The sequence below is a fragment of the Streptomyces sp. NRRL S-350 genome, assembly GCF_000719705.1.
Classification (GTDB): domain Bacteria; phylum Actinomycetota; class Actinomycetes; order Streptomycetales; family Streptomycetaceae; genus Kitasatospora.
This window is the reverse complement of record NZ_JOHO01000010.1, coordinates 148,285-166,969: the sequence shown is the minus strand read 5'-3', so window position 1 is coordinate 166,969 and position 18,685 is coordinate 148,285. Positions and strand designations below refer to the sequence as shown.

At 74.5% G+C, this 18,685-nt stretch carries 5 protein-coding genes; 4 read left to right on the top strand and 1 reads right to left on the bottom strand.

The window, feature by feature from the left end; genetic code table 11:
* Window positions 1–442: 442 nt before the first annotated feature.
* Complete coding sequence (locus IF30_RS0112400; RefSeq protein ID WP_030236255.1) at window positions 443–1,606, top strand: ROK family protein; 1,164 nt, start codon at window positions 443–445, stop codon at window positions 1,604–1,606.
* 133 nt (window positions 1,607–1,739) lie between these two features.
* Here IF30_RS0112400 and IF30_RS0112395 read toward each other — a convergent pair whose 3' ends face one another.
* A complete protein-coding gene (locus tag IF30_RS0112395) occupies window positions 1,740–2,522 on the bottom strand; it encodes a GntR family transcriptional regulator (RefSeq protein WP_051710030.1) in 783 nt (260 codons plus the stop codon).
* A gap of 359 nt (window positions 2,523–2,881) precedes the next feature.
* Between IF30_RS0112395 and IF30_RS0112390 the strand changes: the two genes are divergently transcribed.
* From IF30_RS0112390 to IF30_RS0112380, 3 genes are all read left to right on the top strand, one after another.
* A complete protein-coding gene (locus IF30_RS0112390) occupies window positions 2,882–3,685 on the top strand; it encodes an exodeoxyribonuclease III (RefSeq protein ID WP_030236251.1) in 804 nt (267 codons plus the stop codon).
* Window positions 3,686–4,711: 1,026 nt separating this feature from the next.
* Window positions 4,712–8,935, top strand: a complete 4,224-nt coding sequence (locus tag IF30_RS0112385; RefSeq protein ID WP_063752605.1) for a non-ribosomal peptide synthetase — start codon at window positions 4,712–4,714, stop codon at window positions 8,933–8,935.
* Window positions 8,935–18,594 carry a non-ribosomal peptide synthetase gene (locus tag IF30_RS0112380; RefSeq protein ID WP_030236248.1) on the top strand — a complete coding sequence of 3,220 codons (9,660 nt, stop codon included), beginning with the start codon at window positions 8,935–8,937 and terminating at the stop codon, window positions 18,592–18,594. The genes IF30_RS0112385 and IF30_RS0112380 overlap by 1 nt, the downstream gene beginning before the upstream one ends.
* The last annotated feature ends 91 nt before the right edge of the window (window positions 18,595–18,685 follow it).

The following is an 18,685-nucleotide window of genomic DNA, read 5'->3' as shown; positions in this document are numbered from 1 at the left end:
GGCGGATGGAACCGGGGGTCGGAGTGAGCCGGCGGCTGGACTGAACCGGGGGCTGGAGTGAACCGGAGCCGGAGTGAACCGGGCCTGACCCGAACCAGGCGCCGGACAGCACCCGGGCCGGCCTCGAGTCCTGGCAGGCCCGGCAGGCCCGGTCGGCCCGGTCGGCCCCACGGCGGACCCGTCCGTGGACGCCCGGTGAAGCCCGGGTCACGCGCCGCAACCCGATCCGTACCATTTCGATACCGAAGCCCGGATGAGCTGCAAGGATCCTCGCCGCCCCGCCCCGTGCCCGGGTAGGCTCCGCATGTCCTCCGGCCCCCGCGCAGGTGGCCCCCGCCGCCCTGACGCGTTCCGGGGGTGCACCCCCGCGGGCCACTCGGTGGGCACCGCGCACTCGACACCGCGCGCCAGGGCAGTCGCGCGAACGGCGAAGGGCATCGCATTGGCGGATCGGCTCACCGGAGGAGACTCCTCGCTGCTGCGGCGGATCAACGCGGCGGTCACGCTCCGGGCGCTGCGGAACGGCCACTCCGTGACCCTCACTCAGCTCGTCGGCGAGACGGGGCTCTCCCGCCCGACCGTCGAGGGCGTGATCGAGGGCCTGGTCGAGACCGGGCTGGTCGCCGAGGTCGAGCAGCCGAAGGAGGACGGGCAACCCGGGCCCGGCCGCCGGGGCCGCCCGGCCCGCTGGTTCCGCTTCCGCGCCGAGGCCGGGCACATCCTCGGCATCGAGATCGGCGTGCACGACATCCGCGTCATCCTGGCCGACCTCACCGGCGAGGTGGTGGGCAGTCACTTCAAGCCCGTCGACGAGACCCTGGACGCCGAGGACCGGCTCACCGCCGTCCGTACCGCCGTCGCCGAGGTGCTGCGCAAGGCCGGCGTCTCCCGCGACAACCTGTGGTCCGTCGGCATCGGCACCCCCGGCATCGTGGACCGCGAGGGCACCGTGCAACTCGGCACCGCGATGCCCGGCTGGACCGGCCTCGACCTCGGCGCCCGGCTCCGGCGCTCGTTCCGCTGCCCGGTCCTCATCGAGAACGACGCCAACCTCGCCGCCATCGCCGAGCACTGGCAGGGCTCGGCGGTCGGCGCCGACGACGTCGTCTTCGTGATGGCCGGCCTCAGCCCCGGCGCCGGCTCCCTCATCAACGGCAAGCTGCACCGCGGCTACGGCGGCGCGGCCGGCGAGATCGGTGCCCTGCACCTGCTCGGCCAGGAAGTCACCCCCGAGCGTCTGCTGTCCACCACCGGCAAGCCGCTCAACCCCCTGGACGAGGCCGCCGTCGCCCGCGTCCTGCGCCTGGCCCGGGAGGGCGACGAGGTCGCCAAGGTCGCCATGGACCGCTTCCTCACCCGCCTCGTCCAGGGCGTCGCCGCGCTCGTCCTGGCCATCGACCCGCAACTGGTGGTCATCGGCGGCTGGGCGGCCGGCCTCGACGGCGTCCTCGGTCCGCTGCGCGAACGCCTCGCCCAGTTCACCCTGCGCGCCCCCGAGGTCGCCCTGGCGGCCCTCGGATCGGAGGTGGTGGCGATGGGCGCCCTGCGCGTGGCCCTGGACCACGTCGAGGACCAGCTCTTCGCGGTCGACCCGCCGCGGACCTGACCGCGCGACGGCGGGGACCGGCCGGCCGACGACGGCCGCGGCGGACGGTCGCCACGCCCACCGCGGCCAACGGCAGAGGCCCGGACGCCACTTGGGCGACCGGGCCTCGGCCCGAGGGTTTGCGGGAGGCGGTTCAGGAGGCGGTGCGGACCTCCGCCGTCGCGGCGACCGGGACGGCCGGGGTGACCTCGACCAGGCCGGTCTCGCCGAACGTCAGCTTGCAGGTGTCCGCACGGTAGGTGGAGACGGCGAGCGCCACCAGACGTCCGGTGGAGACGTACTGGGTGGTCATGACCAGCACCGGGGAGCCGGGCGGGCGCTCCAGCAGGGCGGCCTCCTCGGCCTCGGCGACGCCGAGCTCGACCGCGCGCGACTCGCCGTCCACCTCCAGTCGCTCCAGCTGGCGCAGCACCGAGCGGGCACGGTCGCTCTCGGCACGGAAGCCGGGCAGGTGCGGCAGGGCGGCGGCCGGGACGTGCAGCGACTCGGTGGCCATCGCGCGGCCCTCCACCAGGCGAACCCGGCGGACGGTGTGCACGGTGGCGCCCTCGGCGATGCCCAGGCCCGTCGCCAGCTGCGCGGAGGCGGGGGCGGTGGTGCAGTCGACCGTCCGCCAGGCCTGGCTGCGGCCGACCCCGGGCCAGCCCTCCTCCTGCCGGTTGACCGGGACACCCACGCGCGGGGCCGCGATCAGCGTGCCGATCCCCCGGCGGCGCACCAGGCGGCCCTCCAGCTCCAGCTGGTCGAGCGCCTGGCGCAGCGTCGCCCGGGCCACGCCGAAGCGGGCGGCCAGCTCACGCTCGTTGGGCAGGATCTGACCGATGGAGAACTCCGAGTCGATGGCCCGCAGCAGCACCGTGCGCAGGTGCCAGTACTTCGGCTCCGGCACCGCAGAAAGCTGTCCAGTCGTTCCCACCGCGTCCTCCACCTGTGTCCGTCCGCCCTGCGCCAAGGAGGGCGGATCCGGGCCCGCTGCCCGCTGTTGCGGCAGGTGGGAGAGCGAGCCTTTATCCGTCCTTCTTTATTAAAGGTCCTTGCAGTAAGCGACCCTAGGGGCTGCGTCCGGAGATGGTCAAGACCAATGCGGAGGCGTGATGCGACTGTCGCACATCTTCATGCCGCGTTCACGTCAGCTTGCATCAGCCCATGTCAGCCCATGTCAGCTCACGTCAGTTCGTGTCAGTTCGTGTCAGCAACTGCCGACATCCGGCCCACCCACCGGGCTGCCGCGCGTCACGATTCGGGCCGGGTACGGCCAGTCGGTAGGCTGCCCGGGTGATCGTGGTGACGAGTGTGAACGTGAACGGAATCCGGGCCGCAGCCAAGAAGGGCTTCATCGAATGGCTGGCCGGCACCCAGGCGGACGTGATCTGCCTCCAGGAGGTGCGCTCCGAACCCGAGCAACTGCCCGTCGAACTGCGCGACCTGGACGGCTGGCACACGGTCTGGGCCCCCTCCGTCGCCAAGGGCCGCGCCGGCGTCGCCATCCTGTCCCGCACGGAGCCACAGCGCACCGTCATCGGATTCGGGTCGGAGGAATTCGACAAATCGGGCAGGTACCTGGAAATCGACCTGCCCGGCCTGACGGTCGCCAGCCTCTACCTCCCCTCCGGCGAGGCCGGCACCGACCGCCAGGACGAGAAGGAACGCTTCATGGCGGAATTCCTCGACCACCTCACCGCCCTGCGCACCCGAGCCGCCGCCGACGGCCGCGAAGTCGTCGTCTGCGGCGACTGGAACATCGCCCACCGCCCCGAAGACCTCAAGAACTGGAAGGCCAACCAGAAGTCCGCCGGCTTCCTCCCCGAAGAACGCGCCTGGCTCTCCCGCGTCTACGCCGAAGCCGCCTACGTCGACGTCGTCCGCGCCCTCCACCCCGACCGCACCGGCCCCTACACCTGGTGGTCCTACCGCGGCCGCGCCTTCGACAACGACTCCGGCTGGCGCATCGACCTCCAGTGCACGACTCCCGGCCTCGCCGCGAAGGCCATCGAGGCCTACGTCGAACGGGCCGACACCCATGCCGAGCGATGGAGCGATCACGCTCCGGTGACCGTGGTGTACGACCACGAGTTCTGACCGCCCCCTGCGGAGAGGACTCCCGAGCACGCGCGGGTGCCCGGAGGCAGGGGTGCCCCGGCCGGCCCCCCGCACCTCCGGCGCACGGCGCCCCTTCGCGGCGGGTAGGCAACGAGGCCACTTCGCCAACGGCGCGGCAGGGCACGCTCCCGCGCGGCCCGGGAGCTGCCGGCGCCGAAAGGCCTGTCGCCCGTGGGTGCCGCGACCGACCCGGATCGGTCCGACCTCGGCGGGCTGCCCGGGTTCGCCCCGGCGAAGAACCCCGAGGCCCGTTGGCGGATGCCGCAACAGGCCACCACCGCGTTCGGCCGATCTGGTCCGGCACGGTCGGCGGCGATCCGCGGCACGACGGCCGGGCAGAGGTCTTCGTGATCACGATCGGGCCGCGAACCACCGCCCTGACCCGGAAGGACGGCAGGCAGGCGTCCGGTCTCGGGCAGGCCCGCTGGGTCGCCGACGGGACGCTCGTCACCACCTGCCAGGGCAAGGACACCTTCTTCACCGTCGACGGCGGCCGCCCGAACGGCCTCGGGACGCCTTCCTGCTCCCCGACCAGGCGGACCCCGTACGGCGGTTCCTCACCGCCGGCAGCAAGGCGATCGGCTGCGAGCCGATTCTCTGACCGCTTCCGCCGAGGGCCCGCTCCGGGCTGGCCCCTCGGCGGCGGGGTCGAGCGGTGGCCGACCTCGTCGGTACCGGATCCGGATCGGGCGCGCTGGCGCTGCCGCGTGACGCACCGTGTCCGACCGGCCCGTACCTGGGGGTCGGCAGGGGAAGTGGTCGCAGACTCTTGCCTCGGGCCGAGTTAGTGATCTTAACTTGGCATCCATGGTCATAGATCCACCACGTTCGATCGCCGCTGACCTCGACGGCACCGCCATGCGCCGCCCCGGTTCGCCTGCTCCCACGGGCAGCTGACCGACTGTCACCACCTGCGCCCCGCGCCCGGTCGAAGCGACCTGATCGGGGGCGCCGATCACGGCGCTTCGATCCCTGCAATGGCCCCCTCAGGAAAAAGGTCTGGCTTTGTCGGAGACGCACCACCCCCACGGCACCACCACCGACCGGGCCGATGCGCGTACCGCGCGGCACGCCGACACCCCGACGGCCGCCGACGGCCGGCTTCCCGAGCTGTCGTCAGGACAGCAACGGCTCTGGGTGCTCTCGCAGTTGGAGGGGGCCAGCCAGGCGTACAACGAGACCATGGCGTTCACCCTGCGCGGCCGGCTGGACCGCGCGGCGCTCACCCGTGCGCTCGACGAACTGGTCTCCCGGCACGAGGTCCTCCGCACCCGGCTGGTCGCCACCGGGGGCGGCGTCCACCAGCTGATCGGTCCGCCCGACTCCGGCTACTGCCTCACGGTGGACGACCTGACCGGGCTCGCGGACGCCGCGGCGCGCGTCACCGCCCTGCAGCGTGCCGAGTCCGACACGCCCTTCGACCTGGGCCGCGGCCCGCTGGCACGCGGCCGGCTGATCGTCCTGGCCGAGCAGCACCACGTGCTGCTGCTGACGCTGCACCACGCGGTGTTCGACGGCTGGTCCATGAACGTGATGCTGCGCGAGCTCGGAACGCTGTACACGGCGTTCCGGGACGGCGCGGACTCCCCGCTGCCGCCACTGGCCCTGCAGTACGCCGACTACACCCGCTGGCAGCAGGAGTGGGCGGCCGGCGACGAACCGGCCGCGCAGGCCGCGCACTGGCGGGAAGCCCTGGCCGACGCGCCGGCCCTGCTCGAACTGCCCACCGACCGGCCGCGCCCGCCGGAGCAGGACTACCGCGGCGGCCGGGTGCCGGTCCGCCTCGACCGGGAACTCGGCACCGCCCTCAAGGCGCTCGCCCGGCAGCAGGGCGGCACCCTGTTCGTGGCCGTCCTGGCCGGCTGGTCCGTCGTCCTGTCGCGGCTGACGGGGCAGACCGACGTCGTCGTCGGCGTCCCGACCGCGAACCGCCGCCGCGGCACCTTCTCCGACCTGATCGGATTCTTCGTCAACTCCCTCGCCATCCGGGTCGACCTGTCGGACTCGCCGACCGGGTCGGCCGTGCTGAAGCAGGTGCGCGGTGCGTTGAGGGACGCCCTGAAGAACCAGGACCTGCCGTTCGAGCAGGTGGTGGAGCTGGTCAACCCGCCGCGCAGCACCGCCCACACGCCGCTGTTCCAGACCATGTTCGCCTGGCACCCGTCCAGGAAGGACCTGCTGGACCTGCCGGGAATCGACGTCGAACCGCTCGAAATCCCCTACGCCGGGGCCAAGTTCGACCTGGCACTGTCGCTGGCCGAGGAGGATGACGGCCGGGTGGTCGGCCATCTGGACTACGCCGGCGCACTGTTCGACCACGAGACGGCCGAGCGCTACGCGGGCTACCTGCGCCGGGTGCTGACCCAGCTGGTCGACCGGCCCGACCTGGGCGTGGACGAACTGGAGCTCATGAGCGAGGAGGAGCGTCGGCGGGTGCTCTCGGACTGGAGCGGTGCCGACCGGGCCGACCGGGCCGACGAGCCCGACCGTGACCAACCCGACCGTGACGGCGCCGCCGCGGCCGGGTTGGTCGATCGCTTCCAGGCCCAGGTCCGAAGCCGCCCCACCGCTCCCGCCCTGGTCTGCGACGGGGAGCGGTTCGACTACGCCGCTCTCGACCACCGGGTCAACCGGCTGGCGCACGCGCTGATCGCCCGCGGTGTCGGCCCGGACCAGGTGGTGGGCCTGCACTCCGGGCGCTCGGCCGAACTGGTGGTGGGTGTCCTCGGCATCCTCAAGGCGGGCGCCGCCTATCTGCCGCTCGACCCGGGGCAGCCGCTCGAGCGCCTGGCCGCGATGGTCGAGGACGCGGTGCCGGCCCTGGTGCTCAGCGACGCCGACGTCCCGCCCGAGGGCTGGCTGTCCCTGGGCGCGGTCGAGGCCGAGGCGGAGCGCGACGACGCGCCGGGGATCACCGTCGGGCCGTCGCGGCTGGCCTACGTCATCTACACCTCCGGCTCCACCGGCCGCCCCAAGGGTGTGGCGGTGACCCACGGCAGCGTCACCAACCTCTTCGACACCTGGCTCGCGCGGTTCGGGGACACCCCCGGCGAGGCGGCCTCCGCCTGGTCGAGCATCGGGTTCGACGCCTCGGTGCACGAGCTGCTGATGCCGCTCACCACCGGCGCCGTCCTGCACCTGGTCCCCGACGAGTTGCGCGGCGATCCCGAGGGACTGCTGGACTGGATGCGCGAGCACCGCATCGTGCAGGCGTTCCTGCCGCCGTCCTACGTCAAGTGGATCGACGAGGACCCCGTGGCCCGCCTGGACGGGCTGGTGCTGCGTCAGCTGCTGACCGGCGTGGAGTCCCTCCCGGAGATGGCGCTGCACCGCCTCCGGCAGGCACTGCCCGGTCTGCGCGTCTGCTACGGCTACGGGCCGACCGAGGCCACCCTCTACAGCACCGCCTACACCGACCCGCAGCCGCTGGACCGGCAGTGCCCCATCGGCCGCCCCCTGGACAACACCCGCCTCTACCTGCTCGACCGGCGGCTCCGGCCGGTGCCGACCGGGGTGTCCGGCGAGGTCTACCTCGGCGGGGCGAGCCTGGCCCGGGGCTACCTGCACCGGCCGGACCTGACCGCCGAACGGTTCGTCGACGACCCCTTCGTGCCCGGCGAACGCCTGTACCGCACCGGCGACCTGGCCCGCTGGCTCCCGGACGGCAACGCCCAGTACCTCGGCCGCAGCGACGACCAGGTCAAGCTGCGCGGCTTCCGGATCGAGCCGGGGGAGGTCGAGGCCGCGCTGCTGGCCCTCCCGGGCGTCCAGGAGGCGGCGGTCCTGGCCGACCGCGACGCCGCGGGCGAGCTGCGCCTGGTCGCGGGCCTGGGCACGGGCGACGCCGAGCCGCGCCGACCGCACGAGTGGCGGGCCGCACTGGCCCGGCGGCTGCCGGACTACATGGTTCCCGCGCTCTTCGTGGAACTCCCGCAGTTGCCGCTCAACCGCAGTGGCAAGCTGGACCGCGCCGCGCTGCTCGCCGCGGCCCGCGCCGCGACTCCCGCCCAGGTCAACACGGCCAGCCCGCGGGACCACGTGGAGATGGCCCTGCACACCATCTGGCGGCGGGTCCTCCTCCACCCCGGCATCGGGATATCCGACAACTTCTTCGACCTGGGCGGTACCTCCATATCCGCCATCAAGGTGGCCCTGGCCGTCCGCGAGGAGTTCGGCGAGTCCCTGCCGATCCGTGACATCGTGCAGAACCCGACCATCGAGGCCCTGGCCGAACGGCTGCGGGCCGGGGCGGCGGGCGCACCGGACGGCAACCTGGTGGAGTTCCGCAAGGGGGACGGGCAGCAGCGGGTGGTCTGCGTCCACCCGGCCGGCGGCACCGCCTTCTGCTACCTGTCGCTGGCCGCGGCGCTGCCCGACCACGTCGGCGTGCTCGGCGTGCAGTCGCCGGGCATCAACCCCGGCGAGACGCCGCTGCCCACGATCGAGGCCATGGCGGAGCACTACCTGTCCCTGGTCGAACCCCGACCGGACGAGTCGCTGGTGCTGTGCGGGCTCTCCTACGGCGGCCTGGTGGCCCACGAGATGGGGCGCCGGCTGGCCCTGGCCGGGCACACCCGGCTCAGCGTGGTGCTGCTCGACACCCACGGAACCGAGGACGCGGAGCAGCTCGCCTCGATCGAGCCGGTGCCGATGGCGGAGTTCCGCGACAAGCTCATCAGGTTCAACGGGATGTACCCGGGGATCGAGGACGAGCAGATCGACCGGTACTTCCGCATCTACAACCACAACCGGATGACGGCCGGCGGCTACCAGGCGCCGCCCTCACCGGCCCGGCTGGTGCTGGTCGAGGCCACCGGGGACAGCACCGACGACACCGCCGGGACCGGCGACGCTGATAGGACCGTCGACTCTGATAGGACCGGCGCCGACGACGCCGACCGGACCGGCGACGAGGGCAGCGCCGGCGCCGGGAGCAGCGCGCAGCAGGAGCCGCAGGCCCAGGAACAGGCGACCGACGTACGCGCGTTCTGGCAGCGGCGCGCAGGCGGCGGTCTGCTGGTCGAGCCGGTCGCCTGCGGCCACTGGGACCTGCTGGAAAGCCAGGAGGTGCCTCGGATAGCCGAGTTGATCGCGGCCGAACTGGACCGGTTCCAGGTTCCCCCGCCGCCGGCCGCGCCCGCGCCCCCGGCCCCGCCCTCCTTCCCGGCCTCGCCGTCGCCCTCCCCCGCCGCCGGACAGTCGGCCGCCGCGTCCGCCGTGGAGGCCTGATGCGTACCGAGAGTGCCGCACCCGTCACGCCCTCGGCCACCGGCCTGGCCCGAGCCGTGTACGAGCAGGCCCTGCGCACCCCGCACGCCGTCGCCCTGGTCGACGGCGACGTCCGGCTGGACTACACCGGCCTCGACGCCGCCGCGGCAGCGGTGGCCCACGGCCTGCGCCGGGCCGGCGTCCGCCCCGGCCAGGCGGTGGCGGTCTGCCTGCCGCGCTCCTGGCAGCTCGTCTGCGTCATGCTGGGCATCCTGCGGCTGGGCGCCCAGGTCGTCCCGCTGGACGCGCAGAGCCCGGTGGACCGCCGGCGCCACATCCTGACCGATTCGTCCAGCGTGGCACTGGTCCACGGCGACGGCGGGGCAGCCGCCGACGACCTGCCGGACCGGGTGCGCCCGCTGGACGCGGCGGCGCTGCTCGCCGCCGGGCCCGGCGACCCCGTGGCGGTCTTCACCGGGGCGCCGGTCTCCTTCCTCTTCTACACCTCGGGCACGACGGGCCGCCCCAAGGGCGTCGAGGTGCGGGACGCCGGCATCCTGCGGCTGGCGCAGCCGGGGTACATCCGCATCGAGGAGGGGGCCCGCTACGCCTGCCTGTCCAATCCGGCGTTCGACGCCCTCAGCTTCGAGGTCTGGGTACCGCTGCTGACCGGCGGCTGCTGCGTCGTCCTCGGCGACGAAGCCGTCCAGACACCGCACCAGTTGGCGGCCGCCCTGCTGCGGGAGCGCATCGACACGGCCTTCGTCACGGTGGCCCTGTTCAACGCGGTCGTCGACACGGAGCCGTCCTGCTTCGCCGGGGTCGGCCAGTTGCTGGTCGGCGGCGAGCAGCTCAACGCCCGGCTGATCCGCCGCTGGTACCGGCACAACGCGGCCGCCCCCACCCGGCTGTTCAACGTCTACGGCCCCACCGAGACGACCACCTTCGCGCTGTGCCACCCCATCCCGCGCGACTTCGACGGGGACCTGGTCCCGATCGGCCGGGTGCTGCCGGAGACCGGGGCCGTGCTCGTGGTCCCGGACGGCGACCGGGCCGCGGCGACCGGCGAGGTGGCCGAACTCCACCTGGCCGGTGCGGGACTCGCGGCCGGCTACCGCAACCTGCCCGAGGAGACCGAGCGCCGTTTCGTCCGCCTGCCCTGGTACGACGACGGCCGCACGACGTACTACCGCACCGGCGACCTGGTGCGCGCCGACGCCGACGGCCGGATCGAGTACGTCGGACGCGCCGACCGCCAGGTGAAGGTCCGCGGCTTCCGGATCGAACCCGGCGAGCTGGAACGGCAGATCGTCACGCATCCGGCGGTGCGGCAGGCGTACGTCTGCACCCGCAGGGCCGGGGAGCACGGCCCGAACGAACTGCTCGCCTACGTCGTGCTCGGGGACGAGGTCCCGTTCGAGGAGTTCGACCGCCATCTGGCGGCCGGACTGCCCGGCTACATGAGGCCCCATCACGTCTACCTCGTGGACGCGCTCCCCCTGACCGCCAACGGCAAGGTCGACCAGGCCGCGCTGCTGCGCCGGGACGACCGCCCCTGGCGCCGCCCGGAAGGCGACCGCCCCGCCGCCGCGCCCACCACCGCCCGCCAGCGTGAGGTGCTGGACCTGGCGGCCGAGGTGCTCGGGGTGCCCGACCTCAGGCTGGACGACCGCTGGATCGCCTCCGGCGGGGACTCGCTCAAGGCGCTGCGGCTGCGCTTCGAGGTGCGCCGGCGCTGGGGCTGCGAACTGCCCCAGGCGCGCGTCCTCACCGGGGACCTGGCCGAGATCGCCCGGGCCGTGGCGGAAGCCGGATCCGCCGCCGACTCGCCCTACCCGGTGCCGCCGGCGCCCACCCTGGCACTCTCGGCGTCCGCCACCAGCGAGCAGCAGCGCCTGTGGCTGCTCCAGCAGCGGGCGCCGCGCTCCCGCGCCTACGCCGTGGAGCTGGCCTTCCGGCTGGACGGCACGGTCGACGCCGACGCGCTGCGCAGTGCGCTGCGGGGGCTGGTGCGGCAGCACGCGGCCCTGCGCACCGCCTTCGAGGCCGCGCCCGAGGGCCTGCGCCAGACGGTCGGGCACCCCTACGACCCGTGGGTCGAACCCGGCCCGGAGACGGTCGGCGGCAGCGGCAGCGGCAGCAGCGTCGGCGGCAGCAGCAGCGGCGGCGGCGGCGCGGACCTCGCGCGCGCCGAAGCCGACCGTTTCTTCGCCGTGCCGTTCGACCTGGCACACCCCCGGATGCTGCGCGCCTGCTGGCTGCCGCAGGACGGCGGCGGGGTGCTGCTGCTCCACCTGCACCACATCGCGGTCGACGGCTGGTCGCTCAACGTCCTGCTGAGCGACCTGTCGTCCGGCTACCGGCACGCGCGCGACGCCGCCGCGCGGGCCTCCCAGGCTTCACTGACCTGGCAGGACTCGCAGGACTCGGAGCGGGCGGGCACCGCCCCGGCGGCCGCCCCGGCATCCTCGCCGGTGCCCACCCCGCTGGACTTCGCCGCCTGGCAGGCCGACTGGTTCGCCAGCCCCGCCTACCTGACCCAGCGCGCCGAGCTGCGGGCCCACTACGCCCGGTCGGACGAGGCGACGGACCGGGAGCCGGGGGAACCGTCCGGCGTGCCCCCCTTCTCCGCCGCCCGCCTGCTGCACACGTCGCTGGACGTCGTGCGCCGGGCCGCCGTGGACCGGCTCTGCGCCGAACTCGGCATGACCCGCTTCGAGTTGCTGCTCGGCGTCTTCGCCTGGAGCCTGTACGGGGTGACCGGCGCGACCCGGCCGAGGATCGCCGCTCCGGTGGCCAACCGGCCGGTCCAGGAGTTCGAGGGCAGTGTCGGCATGTTCGCCAACACCGTGCTGCTGCCGCAGGCCGTCGAGCCCCGCGAGGACCTGCGCGGCCAGCTGCTGCGCCAGAGCGCCGACGCCCGGCATGTGCTGGGCCGCCAGGACGTGGCGCTGGCCGACGTGCTGGCCGATCGGGGACCGGCCGGGGGCGACTCCCCCTTCGACTACCTGTTCGTCCTGGAGAACACCGACTTCGGCGCACTGGCCCTGCCCGACTGCGCCTCCCGCCCCCTGTGGTGGGCCCCGGCCGAGGCCAAGTGCCCGATGACGCTGTCCGTGGTCGAGCACGCGGGCGGGCTCGACTGCCTGTGGGAGTACGCCGACGACCGCTTCGACGCCTCCGAAGTGGCGGCGATGGCCGCCCTGTTCCGGCGGGGCCTGGACCTGCTCGCCGACGGCGGGACGGCGACCCCGGCCGAACTCGCGGCGCCCTACCGCCGCGGACTGCCGGAGCCCGGTCGCGGCGACTCGGCGGAGCTGACCTGGACGACGGTGGCGGAGGGCTTCGCCCGGCAGGTCGCACGCACACCCGACGCACCGGCCCTGGTGTCCGAAGGCCGGTCGGTGAGCTACGCCGCTCTCGACGCCCACGCGGCGGCACTCGCCGCCGAGCTGCGGGCCGCCCACCCACTGCCGGCGGAGGACGACCGCCCGTGCTGCGTCGCGCTGCACCTACGGCCGTCGGTCGAGCACGTGGTGGCGCTGCTGGCGCTGGCCAGGCTCAACGTGACGATCGTGCCGCTGGACCCGTCCTATCCGCCGGCCCTGCGCCGGCAGGTGCTGGACCAGGTGGAGCCGCTGTGCGTGCTGCTCCCGCCCGGCGGTGACCCGGAGTTCGACGCCGTCGACCCGGGCCGCATCGCGCGCCACCCGGTGGTGCTGTCGCCCGCCGCCAGCACCACCGCCACACCCGCACCCGCACCCGCACCCGCACCCGCACCCGCACCCGCCGATGGCCCGGTCGGCCCGGCGCACAGCGGCACCCGGCCGCTCTACACCCTGTTCACCTCGGGCTCCACCGGTGTCCCGAAGGGTGTGCAGGTGCCCGACCGCACCCTGTGCAACCTGCTGCAGTGGCAGGCGGAGTCGGGAGGCCTGGCGGCCGCGGCGGCCACCCAGCAGTTCTCCATGCTCTCCTTCGACGTGTCCTTCCAGGAGGTCTTCGGGACGCTGTGCGGCGGCGGCTGCCTGCACCTGGTCCAGCCCGCCTGGCGGCAGGACGCCCCCGCGCTGCTGGAGCAGTTGGAGACGGCCGGGGTGGAACGCGTCTTCATGCCCTACGTGGCACTCCAGCTCCTGGCCGAGCACGGAGTCCACCTGGGCCGCTACCCCTCGCGGCTGCGGGAGGTGGTCACCGCCGGCGAGCAGCTGGTGTGCACCGAGGCGATCCGCCGCTGGTTCGCGGGGCTGCCGGGCGCCCGGCTGTTCAACCACTACGGCCCGACCGAGACGCACGTGGTGAGCAGCCTGTGCCTGGACGGCGATCCGGCCCTGTGGCCGGAGCGCCCCGCCATCGGCCGGCCGGTGGCCAACGCGGTGCTCACGGTGGTCGACGAGGCCGACCAGGCCGTGCCCCCCGGCCGCTCCGGTGCCCTGCTGATCGGTGGCACGATGGCGGCGCGCTGCTACCTGGGGGACCCCGCGCTCGACGACGCGCGCTTCGTCGAGCTGCCCGGCCTCGGCCTCTGCTACCGCAGCGGCGACCGGGCCCGGTTCGACCGGCAGGGTCTGCTGCACTTCCTGGGCCGGGACGACGACCAGATCAAGCTGAGCGGGCACCGCCTCGAACTGGGCCAGGTCGAGGCGGCCCTGCTGCGGCACCCGTCCGTCGTCAACGCCGTGGTGGTCCGCGACGGCGAGGAACTGGTGGCCTGCCTGCAGTGCCGCGGGGAGGCGCCCGCATCCCAGGACCTCACCGCACACCTGGCACCGCTGCTGCCCGGCCACGTCCGGATCGCCCGCTTCCGGCTGGTCGACGAGCTGCCCAGGACCCCCAGCGGCAAGCTGGACCGCCGGGGCGCGCTGCGCTCCGCCGGGCGGGAACTGCGCCGCCCGACTCCCCGCAGGGCCGGCCTGTCGGCGCGCGAAGCCCTGCTGACCGGGGCGTTCGAGGCGGTCACCGGTGCGCCGATCGACCCGGGGCAGACCTTCTTCGACGCCGGAGCCTCAAGCCTGGGACTGATGCGGTTCCAGCTTCGCTGCACCACCGAACTGGGTCTGCGCTTCACCGTCGCCGACCTGTTCGAGCACGTCACCGTGCGGGCGCTGGCCGACTTCCTGGACCGGTCCGCGCCGGCCACGGACCGCGGCACCCCTGCCACCGCCGCCACCACCACCGCCGCCACCGCCGCCACCGCCATCACCGCCGCCACCGCGCCGGCCGACCCGGCCGGTCGGACCGCCGCCGACGAGCCGATCGCGGTCGTCGGCATGGCGGTACGGCTCCCCGGCGCGTCCGATCTCGCCGCGTTCTGGCAGATGGTCACCACGGGCGGCATCGGCATCGAGCACTTCGACGCCGCCGAGGGCCTGGTCGGGGCACGCAGCCAGTTGGACGGCCCCCTCGCCTTCGACCCGGACCACTTCGGCATCAGCCGGCACGAGGCCCGGCTGATGGACCCCCAGCAACGGCACCTGCTGATGAGCTGCGTCGAAGCCCTGGCACACGCCGGGATCGCCGACCCGTCGGCCCTGCGCGTCGGCCTGGTAGCCGGGGCCGGTGAGAGCACCTACTTCCAGTCCATGCTCCGCGAGGCCGACCCCGACCGCCTGCCCGACGGCTTCCGACTCGCCCTCCACCACGACAAGGACTACCTCGCCACCAAGGCGGCCTACCACCTGGGGCTGACGGGCCCCGCCTTCACCACCCAGGCGGCCTGCGCCAGTTCGCTGGTGGCCGTCCATGTCGCGAGCGGCCTGCTGCGCCAGGGCGATGCCGAGGTGATGCTGGCGGGCGGAGTCCTCGTCGACCCGACCCTCACCGACGGATACCGCTACCAGCCGCAGCACATCTTCTCCGTGGACGGCCTCTGCCGGCCCTTCAGCGACGACGCGAGCGGCACCATCGGCGCGAGCGGCGTCGGCATGGTCGTGCTCAAGCCGCTCCGGCTGGCCCGACGCGACGGCGACACCGTGTACGCCGTGATCACCGGCTCGGCGTTGAACAACGACGGCTCCGACAAGCTCGGTTACAGCGCTCCCTCGCTCGCCGGGCAACGCGAGGTGATTCGCGCGGCCCTGCGCCGCAGCGGTCGCAGTGCCGCCGACGTCGGCTACGTCGAGGCCCACGGCACCGCCACCCGGCTCGGCGACCCGGTCGAGGTCGGCGCCCTGCGCCAGGCCTTCGACCTGGACCGCTCCGGCCACTGCGCGCTGACCTCGGTCAAGAGCCAGATAGGGCACCTGGGAGCGGCCGCCGGAGTGGTGGGGCTGGTGCGCGCCGCACTCGCCGTCCACCACGGCGTCATCCCGCCCAACGTCGGCTTCCACGCCCTCAATCCGCAGCTCGGCGGCGACCCCACGCCGTTCTACGTACCCACCGCGGCCCGGCCGTGGGCCGCCGACCGGGACCGGGTCGCGGCGGTGAGCAGCTTCGGGATCGGAGGCACCAACGCCCATGTGCTGCTGGAGGCCGACGGACCGGGCCCGGGCCCGGGCGGAACGTCAGCGGCACCGGGCGAAGCGGCACCGGCCCCGGGCGGAACGGCACCGGCCCCGGGCGAAGCGGCACCGGACACCACCGCGCTCCCCTGCCTGCTGCTCTCCAGCAGCAGCGAAGCGGGCCTGCGCGCCGACGCCGCCCGGATCGCCGACTACCTGGCGGCCCGGCCCGCCGCCTATCCGCAGGTGCTGCGTCACCTCCAGGCGGGCCGTCCCGCCCGGCGCCGACGGCTGGCGGCGGTCTGCCCCGACGCCTCCACCGCCGTGGCCTGGCTGCGCACTGTGGACCGGATCACGGACGTGGGAGCGGTGGAGACCGGTACCGGGGCGACGGTCCCGAGCGAGGGCCGCACCGCGGAGGAGACGGCCGCCGCCTGGCTGTCCGGCGAGCGGGTCGGCTGGCCCGCCGGCCCCGCCCAGGCCCCCTGGGACTTCCCGCCGCCCGCCTTCGAACTGACGGAGTTCGACTTCCCCCGTGCCTCGGCGGCACCGGACGGGACCACTCCGGTTGCCACCGGCCTCCCGCGGCGCCTTCCGGAGGACGCCTGGCTGCACCAGCCGCACTGGGCACGGCTGCGCCGCGCCGGCACGGCGGTCGGCTCGCGCACCTCCCGGCTGCTGGTGCTGCTCACGGACGGTCCGGCACGCCCCGACCTCGTCGGCGCCTTCGCGGCTGCCTACACCCGGGTGGTGCGGGTCAGCGCCGCCGGGGCCTTCGCCAGGCTGGGCGACGACGTCTACGAGGTCGACCCGGCCGATCCGGCCTCGCTCGGCCGGCTTCTCGACGCACTGGCGGGCACGGGCACAGGCACGGGCACACGCACGGGCACGGGCACCGGCACCGGCACGGATACGGGTGGCCCGGGCACGGGCCCGGGCGACGACGGCATCGACTGGGTGCACGCGCTGCCGCTGGGGATCGACGGTCCCGTCGGTCAGGACAGCCTGGCCCGAGCCCGCTGGGCCTGTCTGGACACTCCGGCCGCCCTGGTGCGGGCCGTGGCCGACGCCCCCGCGCCCCTTCGGCTGAGGCCGTGGTGGCTGTCGTACGGGGCGAGGCCGGTGGACGGCCCGGTACTGCGGCCGGAGGCGGGCCTGCTGGCCGGTGCCGCCGAGGTGGCACCCCAGGAGGGAGCCGCGGACGGCCACTGGCTCGACCTCCCCGACCCGGACCCCGCCCACTGGGCGGCACCGCTGGCGGCGCTGCTGGCCGGGGCTGCCACGACAGCGGACGCGGCCGGACTTCCGCGCCGGCTGGCTCTCCGGCGGGGCCACTGGTGGGAACAGGTCGTGCTGCCGGTGTCCACGGCCGGGACCGGCCCGGCCGGGCTGGCCGCCGGGGGCGTGCACCTGGTCCTGGGCGGCACCGGTGGGATCGGCCGCAGCGTCGCCGCCTGTCTGCTGGAGCACGGCGCCGACCGCGTGCTGCTGCTGGCCCGACGTCCTAGGCTGCCGGAGGAGCTGGTGCCCTGGGCCGACCGGGTCGAGCTGGTGGAAGCCGATCTCACCGAGTGGGCGCCCGAGGACGTCCTGGCCCGTATCGGCCGTCACACCGACCGTCTCGACAGCGTGGTCCATGCCGTCGGAGTGGCGACCGGCGGCATGATCGCCCGGCGCGACGCCGAGGCGATGCGGCACGGATCCGCCGCCAAGCTGCAGGGAGCCCTGCTGGTCGAGCAGTTGATCGAGCGCTACCGGCCGTCCGTGGCGGTCTACTGCTCGTCGATGGCCGCGGAGCTGGGCGGCGTCGGCCAGTTCGACTACGCGGCTGCCAACGGCCTGCTCGACGGCTTCGCCCAGTACCGGTCCGGCGACGCCGAGACGACGGTGCGGCTCGGCGTGAACTGGGACGTGTGGAACGAGACCGGCATGGCGCTGCGCGCGCCGCTGACCGACGCGCGCCACCAGGCCCACCTGTCGGTCGGGTTGACGGTGGCCGAGGGCAAGCGGGTGTTCGCGCGGGCCTCGGGGCTGCAACTGCCGCAGTTGCTGGTCTCCACCACCGATCTGCACGAGTCCCGCGCGTTCTACTCGGCGCCCGGCACCCGGGCCCCCGTACCGCCCGCGACCACCGGAGCCGCCGTCGCGGTCACCGGAGCCACGGCGGCCGCCGCGCCCGCGGTGACCACCGCGACCACGACGCCCGCCGCGTCGGGCGGGACCGCGGCCGCCCTGCTGGGCGACTGGCTGTGCGACTGGCTGGACCTCGACCACATCGACCCCGACGCCCCGCTCTACGACCTGGGTGTCGACTCGCTGACCCTGCTCGACCTGATCGGCGTGGTGAAACGTTACTTCGACGTCGAGCTGGAGCTCTCCCGGCTCAGCCACCGGGTCTCCCTCACCGAGATCCTGGCCCGGCTGGCCGAGGCGGTACCCGCCGGGGCGGCGGACGCGGAGGACGTGGTCCTCGACGTCTGGCAGCAGGGCACCGGCAGCGACGTGCTCTGCCTCGTGCACCCGGTCGGCGGCGACATCCAGGCCTACCGGTCCCTGGTGTCGGGGCTCGGCCCCCGGCTGACCGTCTGCCTGATCGCCGATCCCGCGCTGGGACGGCCCGGGATCGCCGACTGGACCCTGGCCGAACGGGCCCGCCGCTACGCCGCCGCCCTGCGGGCGCGCTTCGCCCAGGACACCTGGCGGTTGCACCTGGCCGGCTGGTCCTTCGGCGCCTGGGCGGCGGTGGGGATGGCCGCGGAGGCGGAGGCGATCGGCCGGCCGGTGCACGGCCTCCACCTGATCGATCCGCCGCCGCCCGGTTCCGGCGCGCTCTTCCAGGACTACGACGAGGCGCAGCTCCAAGCGGTGTTCGCGAACGAGCTGAACCAGGGCCGGCCCGCGTCGTCCGGTCCCGAGGCGACCGGCTACGCCGAACGTCTGGTCCGGTGCTGCCGGGCCAACCTGCGGAGCATGGCCGGGTTCCGGATGCCGCTGCTGAGCGCGACCCCGAGTCAGCTGTGGCTGGCCGGGCGGGCGGTGGAGGGTCTGCCCTCGCTGGGGTCACCGGAGCAGCAGCGGGACCTGTGGCGCCCGCACCTCCCGGAACCCAGCACCTGGCACCGCCTCGACACGACGCACTACGGCATCGTCCGCCCGCCTCACGTGCACGCGGTGGCGGCGGCGATCGACGCGGCGTCCGGCGGCGCGCCCGGGGAGGGCACCGACCACCCCCGGGCGTGAGCCCGGCGCCCTCCCCGCACCGACGCCCCGTCCGACCGCCACTGCCGTCCGACCTCCGCCGCCGTCCGACCTCCGCCGCCGCCCGACCATC

What these genes read in the sequence shown, in the direction of transcription:
- IF30_RS0112380 (WP_030236248.1), top strand. Translation starts at nt 8,935, where the DNA reads ATGCGTACCGAGAGTGCCGCACCCGTCACGCCCTCGGCCACCGGCCTG.